This window comes from Howardella ureilytica (genome assembly GCF_054657495.1).
Genome location: NZ_BAAHYP010000016.1, coordinates 1 through 14258 on the forward strand (window position 1 = coordinate 1; position 14258 = coordinate 14258).

At 38.4% G+C, this 14258-nt stretch carries 11 protein-coding genes; all 11 read right to left on the reverse strand.

Translation table 11 applies throughout. The features are described from left to right. Window positions 1-3129: ZmpA/ZmpB/ZmpC family metallo-endopeptidase (locus tag ACYQ1N_RS07260; protein WP_459834407.1), on the reverse strand; the 3129-nt coding region annotated here is incomplete at its 3' end. A gap of 138 nt (window positions 3130-3267) precedes the next feature. Beyond that, window positions 3268-4623, reverse strand: coding sequence for an RIP metalloprotease RseP (rseP, locus tag ACYQ1N_RS07265; RefSeq protein ID WP_459834409.1), 1356 nt, complete (start codon window positions 4621-4623; stop codon window positions 3268-3270). Further along, the gene (locus ACYQ1N_RS07270) at window positions 4620-5774 is read right to left on the reverse strand and encodes a 1-deoxy-D-xylulose-5-phosphate reductoisomerase (protein ID WP_459834411.1); all 1155 of its coding nucleotides are present in this window, start codon (window positions 5772-5774) and stop codon (window positions 4620-4622) included. Before ACYQ1N_RS07270 ends, rseP begins: the two co-directional genes overlap by 4 nt. Window positions 5775-5868: 94 nt before the next feature. After that, a complete protein-coding gene (locus ACYQ1N_RS07275; RefSeq protein ID WP_459834413.1) occupies window positions 5869-6681 on the reverse strand; it encodes a phosphatidate cytidylyltransferase in 813 nt (270 codons plus the stop codon). Continuing rightward, window positions 6682-7410, reverse strand: a complete 729-nt coding sequence (uppS, locus tag ACYQ1N_RS07280; RefSeq protein WP_459834415.1) for an undecaprenyl pyrophosphate synthase — start codon at window positions 7408-7410, stop codon at window positions 6682-6684. Window positions 7411-7424: 14 nt separating this feature from the next. Continuing rightward, window positions 7425-7976, reverse strand: coding sequence for a ribosome recycling factor (gene frr / locus ACYQ1N_RS07285; protein ID WP_459834417.1), 552 nt, complete (start codon window positions 7974-7976; stop codon window positions 7425-7427). 21 nt (window positions 7977-7997) lie between these two features. Further along, complete coding sequence (gene pyrH, locus ACYQ1N_RS07290) at window positions 7998-8717, reverse strand: UMP kinase (protein ID WP_459834419.1); 720 nt, start codon at window positions 8715-8717, stop codon at window positions 7998-8000. 266 nt (window positions 8718-8983) lie between these two features. Then, window positions 8984-9895: a polysaccharide deacetylase family protein gene (locus tag ACYQ1N_RS07295; protein ID WP_459834421.1), complete on the reverse strand. Its 912-nt coding sequence runs from the start codon at window positions 9893-9895 to the stop codon at window positions 8984-8986. 401 nt (window positions 9896-10296) lie between these two features. Continuing rightward, window positions 10297-11229, reverse strand: coding sequence for a translation elongation factor Ts (gene tsf / locus ACYQ1N_RS07300; RefSeq protein WP_459834423.1), 933 nt, complete (start codon window positions 11227-11229; stop codon window positions 10297-10299). Window positions 11230-11276: 47 nt separating this feature from the next. After that, complete coding sequence (rpsB, locus tag ACYQ1N_RS07305) at window positions 11277-12005, reverse strand: 30S ribosomal protein S2 (protein ID WP_459834425.1); 729 nt, start codon at window positions 12003-12005, stop codon at window positions 11277-11279. A 166-nt stretch (window positions 12006-12171) separates the two neighbouring features. Further along, a complete protein-coding gene (gene topA / locus ACYQ1N_RS07310; protein ID WP_459834427.1) occupies window positions 12172-14244 on the reverse strand; it encodes a type I DNA topoisomerase in 2073 nt (690 codons plus the stop codon). Window positions 14245-14258 lie beyond the last annotated feature (14 nt).

Genomic DNA, 14258 nt, shown 5'->3' on the forward strand with positions numbered 1-14258 from the left:
TCCGGAAATATCAACAAATCCGTCTTTTCTTGCAACGGTCTCTATGTTGTAATAATCTCCCGCATTCAGGTCGTTTACTGCCCTGAACCCGTCTTCTTCCAATTTCATAAGAGAAGTGTCACTCGGAGCCGTTACAGTGATGGTTGCCGGATTACTCTCTGTTACATCACTCGTACCCTTATATCTTATATAAACTGTATGTGAACTTCCTTTTTGAACATTGTAAAAGGTGTTGCTGTCCTGCCATGTACCGTTATCAAGCTTATATTCGCATCTTGATTTAACAGGAGCATTATATGTAAACGAACCGTTATTATCAGGCGAAAAACTTCCCTTTTCATATGAAGCAAATCTCGGTGCGCTTGTACTTGTTTTCTTGGTAATTACAAAATCGGCTCTTCCCGTGCCTCTGTTATACTTTTCTCCCGCTTTAGGTGATATGACTATAGTATAATCTCCGGCATGAATAAGCCCGTCGGGAGAAACCGTCTCACCTTTATAATTCAAATATGTAACAGTATAATCTGATGAATTTACCACATTACCGTTATAAGTAACCGTTATTGTAGGAACTGCCCGATAGCCCGTATATGTTGTTGACACAGGATATACCTGTATTCCGGCTTTACTGAAATCAATAATGTCGGTTGCAGTCCATGTTCCCGTATATGTAATTGTAGTATCGCTTACATTTTCAGTCCATCCGCTGAATCTGTATACCTTATCATCAACCACTGTTTCATATGATGAAGTGTACTTTGTATCCTTACTGCCCACAGCACCGTCATAACCATCATATGTTTTTCCGCTTTCCGGAATTTCTTCCGTAACGGGAGCATTTTCCCATTCATAATTTACGGTATACCAATTAACTTTCGGCTCTTCCGGTTTCGGATCCGGAGCATTATTTTTGTATATCGATTCTCTGAAATCATTTGTTTCCAATAAATAGTCTTGGAAAATCAACATTTTCGCATTACGAACGGAATGTATTCTTGAAGAATAAGTTCCCTTATTTACTTCCTGTTTCATGGCTGCCAAATCATCCTGTAACGCTTCGGCTATATCCCTTCTTATGGCATCATAATCATTATAGTGTGCCGTCTTTTTCAGATTAACCAGATTAGATGCACTTTCTTTGTATATTTTTTTCTTAAATGATGAATAATCACTTCCCACGATATTTTGAACGGCATCCGCATCCGTTGCATATTTATCGGAAATCCAAGGTATAAATCCCTCATTCCATCCGACTTCGCCCATGAGTTCCCATGCGTATCTTCTGAATAAAAATTCACTTGTAAAACCGTTATTGTTTACCGCGGCTCCGTATATACCTTCAAACATCGGAACGACATAGTATTCTCCGTTGTACCCGTTGCTGAGAGTTCCTATCGTGGAATTACCCGACGGAACAAGTCTTCCCGAAACTATGTTGTTATCTACCAAATCTTCAACGGTATGAAGGCGTGACGCTTCCTCCGCTGTTATGTTGGAAAATGTTACCTTATCACCGTCTAATGAAATCCTGTTAAATAATACGGCTTTATCTGCATCCGTAAGCTTTAATATCTCCTGTGCTTCAATAACGTCAAGAGCATTTACAACGTTCATAAGGCCCTTCATATACTCGCTGACATCGCCTGATGATTGAAAACGTTCAGGAGACTTATTCTGTATGCGGTCATCTCCGAGTTCATATGCGGTATTTAAACTGAATACAGGTCCGTAAGGCTCGTTCGGAGTTTGAGTATTGTTGATGCTTTCAAATAATCCTCTGGCATATGTTTCGCTTCCTGAACCTGCGCGTCGTCCCGCACCGATCCATACGGATTTATCAAATACATGTGTAAGTTCATGTGTATATACACTTACGCCGTCATCATTTAAAACTTCATCTATAAAATATCTTATAATTGAACCGTTACTGTTTTTTGAAGCCTGAGCTCCAACCCTGCTGTAAGCCGAATATAAATATCCGGGAGAAATCAACTCCGCAACCCCGGAATCTGTTCCCTGACCGTATTCAGGCGACCATGTCTGCTGCTTTGACTGACCGGACTTCGTTTTCGACGCCAATGTGTCAATAACGAGAACATCCGGATATGAATCCACACTGTCTCCTCTTCCGCTTATTCTCTTTAACGCATTTAAGAATGCCTGCTGTTCCGTTACGGTCTTATCCGCCAATGATTTAACGGTATTGACATCGCCGTATGTGGAAGTTAATCCGACGGTAGTTGTATTATCGGTGCTCATAACGTAAATACTGCTTTCGGAAAGTGTTAAGAGAGGGAGAAGTAATGCGCTTATACTTTCGCTCTTCTTACTTTTTTCGAATATATCGCCGGTATTTCCGCTCTCGCTGAATACAGCTTTACTTCTTTTAATTAAAAATTCCTTCCCGGATGAACATCCGTCAAGTTCGGCCGTTTTTTCGATAAAGTCAGGCAATGTTGAAAATCCCGTAATTTTTCCTATTATACTTTTATAAACCTCAGATGTCTTATATCCGAGAAGATTGACGCTTGAATTGTTGCCGACATCAATCAATAACTTTATTGCATCGCCGTTTTGTCCGTTGATTTCTTTCATGTTAAACAACAACATATCAAATGCCGTTGAATTGCCTACAGGGAAGTTATAATAACGATACAAATATGTCAGGCCTCTTATGATTTGTTTTTTGTTGGAAATAATATATGACGATGAATATTTGTCAGGCGAGTTCTGTATTACCTTTGGCATAATGTTGTCAAGGTTTTCTCTTATTGCATTAAACGAACCTGTCAAATTATAAGTTTGAGTATACTTTTCCCTTATTTGTTCATCCGTCATTGTTCTTTTATCCGTACTTTTTACATAAGGGGATATTAAATCATACTCATCCGTTACTGACATTAATTCAGACTTGACGGATTCATATAATGCTCTTGATTCGTCTATTGTTTTATAATGATTAACGATTTCCGCTTCTTTTTCGGAATAATCGTCAACAATATTGTCCGATACGTAATTTATATTTTTTTCATATACCTTATCATCCGCAAATACGCTTGTTCCCGTACTTCCGATTATTGCCGCGGCGCCCAAAGCTCCCAATGTTAAACTTATTCGCTTTTTCTTCATGTATACTCCTTTAGCGGTTAATCCTAATAAATTTATATCTTTTATACTAACATCAAAAAAATAATAAAAAAACTAATTATCTAAATTATAATAATCTAAATAATTAGTTTTTTTATTTTAATTGCTTATCTTAACTTACTAAAAAAGCCGTATTATATCTTTCACCAGGACAATAACCGTAAGAAGCATGAGGAATATAAATCCTATAAAGTTGATTATACCTTCTTTTTCTTTCGGAACCGGACGACCTGTAACCGCCTCTACTGCATAAAGAATCAATCTTCCCCCGTCAAGCCCCGGTATCGGCAGTAAGTTCATTACACCGAGGTTTGCCGAGAGCATGATTCCGATATAAATCAGGTTCATCAAAACAAAGAATGCGCCGTCGCTGCTGCTTGCATCAATTACATTACTTATGGCGCTAACCGTTCCCACCGGACCTGACAAATTACTGAGCGATAATCTTCCGGTTACCATCCTTCCCAGCAGGTCAACAATAGTCGTTATCCAATACCAGACTTCTCTTAATCCGTATAAAATTGTTTCCCAAGGGCTGACTTTTACACGTTCACCGCTTGTTGAAAATCCCATATCATATGATACGGTATCTGTTTTACCGGGAGTAACCGATATATCTGATATGTTCCCACCGCGTTCAACTTTGAATGTAAGCTCTTTCCCTTCGGAAGATTTGATTTTTTCTATTACCTCTTTTGATGATGATACATTTTCACCGTTTATCATGATAATTTTATCATTTACTTTCAATTTGGCTTTTTGAGCCGGAGAGTCATCCTCTATTCCCGATATGGTAGCGTCATCACCGAGAGCTGCTCCTATCTTATAAAGATTTTCTCTTTTTTCAATCGGATTAACATCAGCCGTGTATGTAACTCCGTCTCTTTTATATGTAATCTCAAACGGAGCCGAAGTGTGTTTTTGCAATTCTCTCGTCAGTTCTCTGTCAAAAACAATGCCGGTGCCTGCAACATCGGTGATAATATCACCCTCTCTGAGCCCGGACTCATATACAACGGATTTAGTTTCCACACTTGAAACCTTTGGAGTATCCACACCCATAAAACCAAGCATTAAAACCGACATAAAAAAAGCCAATATAAAGTTATAAAGCGGTCCCGCCGCAATTACGGCAATTCTTGCAGGTAACGATTTAGTTTCGAACGCGGCCGCCTTGCCGTATTTTGAAATCAGTTTAGCGGACTGTTTTTCAAATTCATGCCCTTTTTTTTCTTTCTGTTCTTCGTCCAGTTCATATAATTCTTCATCTGAACTCAGCATTCTGCACGAACCGCCGAAAGGAAGCATTTTTAGACAATAATCCGTATCTCCTTTTCTGAAAGAAAAAAGTCTGGGTCCGAATCCGATGGAAAATTCCACAACACAGACTCCGTTTGCCTTTGCAACGATGAAATGTCCGAATTCATGGAAAAGAATAATCAATCCCAGCAGTATAACAGCAAGAAAAATACTCATCGGCAGATTTCACTTTCCAATATTCTTTTTACTTCCGCTTCCGTTTCCAATATCTCATCCACATTTGGATTCTCCGTAAATGTACCTTCGTTCATTGCAAACTCGATATATTTCGGAATATCCAAAAACGAAATCTTTTCCCGTAAAAACATTGATACAAGATACTCATTTGCGGCATTATACATTACTGATGAGTTTCCTCCGTTTTCAAGAGCCTTAAACGCAAGTTTCAATCCTTTGAACACTTCCATATCCGGCTCTTCAAAATCCAGCCTCGAACACTCTTTAAATGACAGTCTTTCTGAATTTTTAATCGGTAACCTGTCAGGATATGTAATTGCATATTGAATCGGCAGTCTCATGTCGGGAATGCCGAGCTGCGCCTTAATACCCCCGTCTTTAAATTCAACCATTGAATGAATTATACTCTGGGGGTGAACCACAACCTCTATTTTGTCACTGTCCATGCCAAACAGCCATTTTGCTTCTATTACTTCAAGTCCTTTATTGACCATGGTTGCCGAATCAATGGTAATTTTTTTACCCATTGACCAGTTCGGATGTTTAAGAGCCTGCGCAAGTGTAACATTTTTTAATTCTTCAAGTGTTTTGCCTCTGAAAGGACCTCCGGAAGCGGTTAGAATTATTTTCTCCACATCCTCTCTGTTTTCTCCCTGAAGACACTGAAAAACCGCAGAATGTTCGCTGTCAACAGGCAGAATATCAACGCCGTATTCCTTAGCAAGCGGCATAATTATATGTCCCGCCGTAACGAGAGTCTCCTTGTTAGCAAGACAGATAGTCTTTTTTGACTTTATTGCGGCAATGGTTGGCTTTAATCCCACCATCCCGACTATTGCCGTAACAAGCATATCCGATTTCGGAAATGAAGCCACCTCCGTAAGGCCTTCAATACCGTAAACTATCCTTACATCCGTGTCATTCAGACGTATGCCAAGTTCTTCCGCATCTTCTTTTGTTTCGACACATATCAGATATGGTCTGTATTTTCTTGTCTGTTCTTCAAGAAGTTCTATATTTCTTCCGGCTGACAGAGCAACTACGTTCAATTCTCCGTTTGAGCCGTCCACAATGTCTAAAGTCTGAGTTCCTATTGAACCCGTAGAACCCAAAATAGCAATATTCTTCATGAGAATCACCGCCTTTTCATAAAACAAATTAAGCAAAAAAGCAAAACAGGCAGAAACAGAAGTATTTCTCCCCATTTTGCTTTTTAATATTATATTATAGAATGAAGTTTATTGTCCAATAAACTACGGGAGCCGTAAATATTACACTGTCAAATCTGTCAAGTATTCCTCCGTGTCCCGGAATTAAATGACTGTAATCCTTAATATTCTGATTTCGTTTTATCGCTGATGCAGCCAAGTCTCCTACTATGGCACAAAATGCTCCTATAAGTCCCGCAAGAGTCGTAATAAGAATGACGTTGCCTACAGGTACGGCATTATTTGCCGATAAGATAATTCCGTAAATTAAACCCAGCACGGTTGAACCCGCAACTCCTCCGATTGCACCCTCAATCGTTTTCTTAGGAGATAACTCCGGAGCCATTTTATGTTTTCCGAGAAAATATCCGGTAAAATATGCGCATGTATCGTTAACCCACGAGCCGATAAATATGAGCCATACGAAATATTCTCCGCCTTCAAACACCCTTACTCTGTATACGTACGAAAGCATGAGTCCTACATAAAAGATGCCGAAGTATATTACCATTACGTCTTTTGCGGACACCTTTCCGAACCTGAATACATATACGGTCATTAACGCTATTAATGCCGCCACGTATATAAACATTTCAGGTATCTGTATTAAGTTTCCGAAACTCGGATTTAAAAATACATACAACGCAACCACGGCGCCGTAACCTATATATGAAACGGGATTTTTATGTACGTCGAAAACTCTGTACAGTTCAAAAAGCCCCATTACGGAAATGGCACCGCAAAAGAAATAAAGAGGATATCCGCCAAACGTAAGCGTCACGAGAAGAATACCGAATAAAACCGCCCCGCTTATTATTCTTGTTTTCATTTACTTTACTCCCCCGAATCGTCTGTCTCTTCCGTTATATTTAATGACAGCATCTATCAGGTCGTTTTTGGTAAATGCAGGCCACAGCACCGGTGTAAAATAAAACTCCGTATATGTTAACTGCCACGGAAGATAGTTTGATAATCTTTCATCTCCTCCGGTTCTTATAAGCAAATCCGGATCAGGTATTCCAGATGTATCCAAATAGTCGCTTATTGTACTTTCCGTAATGTCCTCAACGTTTAGTTCACCGTTTTTAACATCCTGTGCAATGCTTTGTACCGCTCTGGTGATTTCATCTCTTCCGCCGTAATTAATTGCAAGAGTAAATGTCAGTCCCGTATTCTCTTTTGTTTCTTCCTCAAGTCTGTTAATTACCTGAAGCATACTTGAACTCATGTTGTCTCTTCTTCCGATCACCTTACAACGAACATTGTTCTTTTTCGATTTTTTAATTAAAGAACGAAGGTATCTCTCTATTAGTGAAAATAACATGCTTACTTCATTTTGAGAACGCTTCCAATTCTCCGTTGAAAAAACATATACGGTAAGGTATTTTATACCGATATCGCTTGCATCCTCAACGGTTCTCTCCACAACCTTACTCCCTACCGTATGACCGTACGTTCTCGGCATATGTTTACTCTTAGCCCATCTGCCGTTGCCGTCAAGTATTATTGCCACATGTTCGGGAATGTTAAGTTCAGATAAATCAATGTTTTCCGACATATATTTCTCCTGACTTATACCGTCATAATTTCATCAGTCTTCTTATCAATCATCTTTTCTATTTCAGCAGTTACTTTATCTGTAATCTTCTGAATATCAGCCTCAATATTAGATAATTCATCATCTGATATCTCATTATCCTTATTGAGCTTCTTAGCCTTATCATTGGCATCTCTTCTGATGTTTCTTATTGCTATTTTAGCTTCCTCGCCCTTTTTCTTAACTTCCTTTGCAAGTTCCTTTCTTCTGTCTTCCGTAAGTTCAGGGAAAATAATACGAATTACTTTTCCGTCGTTTGTAGGCATTACTCCCAGATCGGCTATCATAATTGCCTTTTCGATTTCCTTGATTAATGATGCATCCCATGGCTGAATCTGAATCATTCTTGCTTCCGGTACAGACACATTTGCAGCCTGCTGAATGGCTGTAGGTACACCGTAGTAATCTACCGTAACACGGTCAAGAATATGCGGATTGGCTCTGCCTGCGCGAATAGTCGCAAACTCGGATTCCAAAGCATTTATTGATTTATTCATTCTTTCTTCAATTTCTTTTATCTCTATCATAATAACCTCCAAATTTAAAAATTATCCTACTATTACTTTAGTGCCGTTAAAATCACGGTCTGAAAATGCTTTAATAATGCTGTTGTCTTCTTTTAAATCAAAAACCATTAAAGGAATACTGTTCTCCTGACAAAGCACCGATGCGGTAAGATCTATCACCTGAAGCTGTTTGCTTACCATCTCATCAAGAGTAAGTACATCATATTTCTTTGCATCTTTGTTCTTCATAGGGTCAGAATCATAAACCCCGTCAATATTTTTTGCCAAAAGTATTCCGTCCGCGGATAATTCTGCCGCTCTTAGTGCAATGGCCGTATCCGTGGAAAAATACGGATGACCCGTTCCGCCCGCAAAGAACAATACATGTCCGGAAGCGAACAGTTCATTTGCCGCATCTATGGAAAATACTTTTGTCATATTAGAGTATGGAAACGGAGTAAAAATCTCCGTTTTTATTCCGGCCGTTCTGAATATCTCAGATACATAGATACAATTCATTACGGTTGCAAGCATTCCGATTTGATCGGCTTTACCTCTTGTGATATTTTCACTTGTTCTGCCTCTCCAGTAATTTCCGCCGCCGATTACGATACCGATATCCAACCCCTTGCTTATAAGTTCATTTATCTGTTTAGCTATATCTTTAATCAAATCATCATCATATCCTGAACCTTGATTAAACAGCGCCTCACCGCTAAGTTTTAAGATGACTCTTTTCACAATATCCTCCGTAAAGTACATTTAACAAATTCAAATATATATTATATGAAATAATTACATTTATTGCAAAATAAAAAGCACCTGTATATACATTAAAATCAAATTTTAAATAATTTTCAAAAATGGAAATTACAAGTTTTCCGGCAAACAAAAAAGCATATTATACCTTTATCGTATAATATGCTTTAAAATATGTAATAATAATATCTGATAAGTTTTAAAGTCTTATATTATTTAAAATATATCCTGTTATATTCCCGTACCATTATAGTCCGATACAGTTACAATCAACTTATATGGTGATGAACCGGCTTTGTATTATCTGTAATCTGACAGAATGTATATCCCTTCGCCTTTAAGTTATCGATAATAAGCTGTAATGATTTTACCGTATTCTTTTTGGCAGGTGCATCGTGCTGTAATATATTGTATACGCCGGTATCACCTATATAGGTCTCAACGTTTTCAGCTAATTGTTCCGGAGTATACTTTTTACCTTCCGAATCACTGTTGCTTATGTTCCAATCAAAATATTCAACGCCTATTGAATTGAGATAATCGATACATTCATGAATATCTTTAATTCCGTAATGCTTATAAATTGTATTACTTGATCCTCCCGGGAATCTGTAGAATTTGCAATTAATTCCCAAAGTGGAATCAACGAAACTCTTTATTCCGTCAACATCTTTCTTATATGAATCCATGTCTGCATATACAAGAGGATAGTCGTGAGAAACCGTATGTAATGCTACCGTATGACCTTCGTCATATATTCTTTTCAGTCTTGCTACGGATTCAGGATCATCTCTTTTAATAACAAAAAATGTCGCTTTGATATTATTTTTCTTTAATATATCAAGAATTTCATCGGTGTTGGAACTCGGACCGTCATCAAATGTAAGATAAACTCTGTTTTCTGATGACTTTTCCAGCTCTTCCGCCGCTTTGGCATCCTTTGGATTAGTATGTTCCGATTGCGGTGCAGTAGTCTCTGTTTCCTGCTCCGTTGTAGTTACATTATCAGATCCCGACTCCGTTGTAACGGAGTTTGAATCCGCCGTGTGTTGATCGCTTCCGGATTTGCCGAATCCGAATGCATTCATAACAACCAGGCTGACTATAATACATCCTGCAATAATTGAAATCGGCAGAATGTATATCATCTTGCTTCGTTTCTTTTTAAGACTGTACTTCATGTCAAATTCCCCTCAACTCAAATATAATAAAAGTGTTACACAGCTTTTCTATACTATATGATTATATCAAATATATTTCAACACCAATTATGTACCATTTGCGTAACATTTAAGTACTATTTGCGTTATATTTTATACATCAAAAATCATATTCTTAGTATTAATTATAGTAATTGTTACTATAATTATCAACCGTTTTTAGTGTATTTTAACTTAATTTTTGATTTTAATATTTACTTAACAATATATGCTTATTTATACTTAAAAAATCTGCATAAATCCAAAAAGCAAAAGGATTCAAAAGGATTTAACTCTTTCCGCAAATAAATTTTCAAAAAATAAAATGCCGTAAGGAAAGTCCTTACGGCATCTTACAATTAATATAATATGTTATATATTAATTATTTATTCATCTGTGCTTCAACTTCAGCAGCAAAATCCTCGTTTTTCTTTTCGATACCTTCACCTGTTTCGAAACGAACATAACTCTTTACCTTGATGTTTGCTCCGTTTGCCTTAGCAACTTCTTCAACATACTTAGCAACACTCTGCTTTCCGTCTTCAGCCTTGATATATGTCTGGTCTAAGAGACAAATATCCTTAAGTTCCTTGTTAAGTCTGCCCTGAACCATACCTGCAAGAATCTTTTCGTTTGCATCAGGCTTCTCGTTCTTAGCTGCTGCCGTAAGAATCTCTGTCTCTTTTTCGATGTAAGCAGGATCTACTTCATCTCTTGAAGTATAAACAGGCTTAAGAGCTGCAGCCTGCATAGCTACGTTCTTACCCATTTCTCTGATTGCATCATTGATAACATCTGTTTCAATGTCAACGAGCACACCGATTTTACCACCCATATGAATATATGATGCAACAAAACCGTTATTTTCTTCAACTCTTGCAAATCTTCTGATTTTAAGATTCTCACCGATAACAGCAATCTGAGAAGCAAGTTCTTCCTGAACTGTCTTAGACTCATCCGCATTCCACTTTTCAGCAAGGAAAGCATCAAGATCTGCTGCCTTTGAATTAAGTGCCTGCTTAGCAACGAGTGCTACATAATCCTGGAATGTCTGGTTCTTAGCAACGAAATCAGTCTCAGAGTTAACTTCAACGATTGCTCCTACATTATCGCCTTCAACGATTGCCGTAACAAGGCCTTCTGCCGCAACACGTCCTGCTTTTTTCTCAACTTTAGCCTGACCGTTCTCTCTGATGATTTCAACAGCTCTTTCCATGTCGCCGTTAGCTTCTGCAAGAGCCTTCTTGCAGTCCATCATACCGGCGCCTGTTGTTTCTCTTAATTCCTTTACCATAGAAGCTGTAACTGCTGCCATTATAATTCTCCCTTCAATATAGATAAATCACCGTGTCATAATAAAAATTATGCCTCTGCTTCAGCAACCTCTTCAGCTTCTTCAGCGTTTTCAGCACCCTGCTTTGCTTCAATAACGGCATCAGCCATTGTTGAAAGAATAAGCTTAACGGCTCTGATGGCATCATCATTACCCGGAATGATGTAATCAAGTTCATCCGGATCACAGTTAGTATCACAAATACCTATAAGTTCAATACCGAGGGCGTGAGCTTCCTGTACACAGATTCTTTCCTTCTTAGGATCTATAATAAAGATAGCATCCGGAATCTTCTTCATATCCTTTATACCGCCAAGGTTCTTTTGAAGTTTTTCCTGCTCTTTCTTTAATTTTAATACTTCTTTCTTAGGAAGAACTTCAAAAATACCGTCTTCTTCCATCTTCTCGATCTGCTTTAATCTTTCGATACGAGTCTTAACTGTGCGGAAGTTTGTAAGCATTCCGCCAAGCCATCTTTCGTTTACATAGTACATTCCGCAACGCTCTGCCTCAGCCGCGATAGAATCCTGAGCCTGCTTCTTTGTACCAACGAATAAAATTGTACCGCCTTCTTTAACAATTCTTGAAACTTCATTGTAGGCATCATCAACCATACCTACTGTCTTCTGAAGATCAATGATATGAATACCATTTCTCTGTGTGAAGATATAAGGAGCCATTTTAGGATTCCATCTTCTTGTCTGATGTCCGAAATGAACACCTGCCTCAAGTAACTGTTTCATTGAAGTAACACTCATTTTAAACCTCCATAATGGTTAAACGTCTGCGAACCCTGATTGAAATAATCACCATAAGAGTTGATTCGCATGAAAAATAGTAACATATGTGAATACACACAGGGTGTATTGTATCAAAAAATAATATACTTAGTCAAACATAAATTTGGGCATATAACGCATAAACTTATGCCTCTTTATTGTCCTCAACATGACCGCATTCAATATCGGCGCATACAAGTTTCTTACCCTTCTCAATCATAAGACCTCCGCACTTAGGACACTTCTTATCCGACGGCCTTTGCCAACTGGAAAAATCACACTCGGGATATCCTTCACAGCCGTAAAATATTCTTCCCTTTTTGGTTCTTCTGATAACAATGTCTCTTCCGCATTTAGGACATTTAACTCCTATTTTTTCCAAATAAGGCATTGTGTTTTTGCATTCCGGGAATCCCGGGCATCCGAGAAACTTACCGGACGGCCCGTACTTAACAACCATATTTCTGCCGCATTTCTCACATATAATGTCTGTAACTTCGTCTTCAATCTTAACGGTTTCCAGTTCTTTTTCCGCCTGTTCTACAGCTTCTTCAATGTCGGGATAGAAGTTTCTTATAACCTGCTTCCATTCAATGCTTCCGTCTGCCACACCGTCAAGCAGAGATTCCATATTAGCCGTAAAGTTGACATCGACTATTGTAGGGAATGCACTTTTTAACATATTGTTAACAACCGTTCCGATTTCCGTTACATAGAGATTTTTCTGTTCTTTTACAATATATCTTCTGAGTAACAGCGTGGAAATGGTCGGAGCATATGTACTCGGTCTTCCTATTCCCAGTTCTTCAAGATTTTTTACAAGAGACGCCTCCGTAAAATGTGCCGGCGGCTGTGTAAAATGCTGTTCCGGAGAAACTTTAATCAAACTAAGTTCACTGTCTTTATTTATACCGTTTACAAGAGTATTGTTATCCTCTTTATCTTCATCTGATTTATAAACAGACAGAAATCCGTCAAATAAAATTTTTGAAGCTGAAACGCTGTAAATATATTCCCCTGCCGCAATTTTAACTGTTGTGTTCTCGTACTTGGCTGCGGACATTTGACTTGCAACAAATCTTTTCCAAATCAACTGATACAATCTGAACTGATCTCTTGTCAAAGAATCTTTAATTAATTCCGGTGTAAGGGTAACATCAGTAGGTCTGATTGCTTCATGGGCATCCTGTGCGTTGCTGTTATTCTTTGCCGCAACACTGCCTCCGATATATTCACTTCCGTATTTATCCGCAATAAATGATGCCGTATATTCCTTTGCAGTATCTGATATTCTTGTGGAATCCGTTCTGAGATATGTAATTATACCTATGGTTCCCCTGCCCTTAACATCAACACCCTCGTATAACTGCTGAGCTGTCTGCATAGTCTTTTTGGTTGCGGAATTAAGCTGTTTTGAGGCTTCCTGTTGGAGAGTTGATGTTGTAAACGGCAACGGAGCTTTCTTACTTCTTTCGCTTGTTTTAATACTGTCAACAACCGGGCTGCTCTGTTCAACCGCCTTCTTTATTGACTCCGCTTCTTCTTTTGTCTTTATTTCGATCTTACCGGATTTGTTGCCGTAAAACTTGGCGATTAAAGGCTTTTTTTCACCGGATACTTTAAATTCGGCATCAAGACTCCAATATTCTTCGGGTACAAACGCATTAATCTCATCTTCTCTGTCGCAAATTATTCCCAGTGCCGCCGATTGCACTCTTCCTGCCGAAAGACCTCTTTTTACCTTTTTCCAAAGAATCGGACTTATCTTATATCCTACTATTCTGTCAAGCATTCTTCTTGATTGCTGAGCATCCACAAGATTCATGTCAATTTTTCTCGGATGTTTAAGAGATTCTTTTACGGCATCCTTTGTTATCTCGTTAAATGTAATTCTTTCAACATCTTCATCCGCAATGCCAAGTGATTTAGCCAAATGCCATGAAATTGCTTCGCCTTCTCTGTCGGGGTCGGTTGCAAGGAATACTTTATCGGCCTTTTTTACCTCTTTTTTTAAATCAGACAGAATAGGTCCTTTACCCCTGATGGTAATATATCTCGGTTCATAATCATTATCCGGATCTATGCCGAAAACCGATTTAGGCAAATCCCTGATATGTCCCTGTGATGCAGCAACCTCATAATTGCTTCCCAAAAATTTTTTTATTGTCTTGACCTTTGCCGGTGATTCCACAATTAAAAGTTTCTTGTTTTTTCCCACACAAATTGCCCTTC

What these genes read in the sequence shown, in the direction of transcription:
- rseP (WP_459834409.1), bottom strand. Translation starts at nt 4,623, where the DNA reads ATGAGTATTTTTCTTGCTGTTATACTGCTGGGATTGATTATTCTTTTC.
- ACYQ1N_RS07270 (WP_459834411.1), bottom strand. Translation starts at nt 5,774, where the DNA reads ATGAAGAATATTGCTATTTTGGGTTCTACGGGTTCAATAGGAACTCAG.
- ACYQ1N_RS07275 (WP_459834413.1), bottom strand. Translation starts at nt 6,681, where the DNA reads ATGAAAACAAGAATAATAAGCGGGGCGGTTTTATTCGGTATTCTTCTC.
- uppS (WP_459834415.1), bottom strand. Translation starts at nt 7,410, where the DNA reads ATGTCGGAAAACATTGATTTATCTGAACTTAACATTCCCGAACATGTG.
- frr (WP_459834417.1), bottom strand. Translation starts at nt 7,976, where the DNA reads ATGATAGAGATAAAAGAAATTGAAGAAAGAATGAATAAATCAATAAAT.
- pyrH (WP_459834419.1), bottom strand. Translation starts at nt 8,717, where the DNA reads ATGTACTTTACGGAGGATATTGTGAAAAGAGTCATCTTAAAACTTAGC.
- ACYQ1N_RS07295 (WP_459834421.1), bottom strand. Translation starts at nt 9,895, where the DNA reads ATGAAGTACAGTCTTAAAAAGAAACGAAGCAAGATGATATACATTCTG.
- tsf (WP_459834423.1), bottom strand. Translation starts at nt 11,229, where the DNA reads ATGGCAGCAGTTACAGCTTCTATGGTAAAGGAATTAAGAGAAACAACA.
- rpsB (WP_459834425.1), bottom strand. Translation starts at nt 12,005, where the DNA reads ATGAGTGTTACTTCAATGAAACAGTTACTTGAGGCAGGTGTTCATTTC.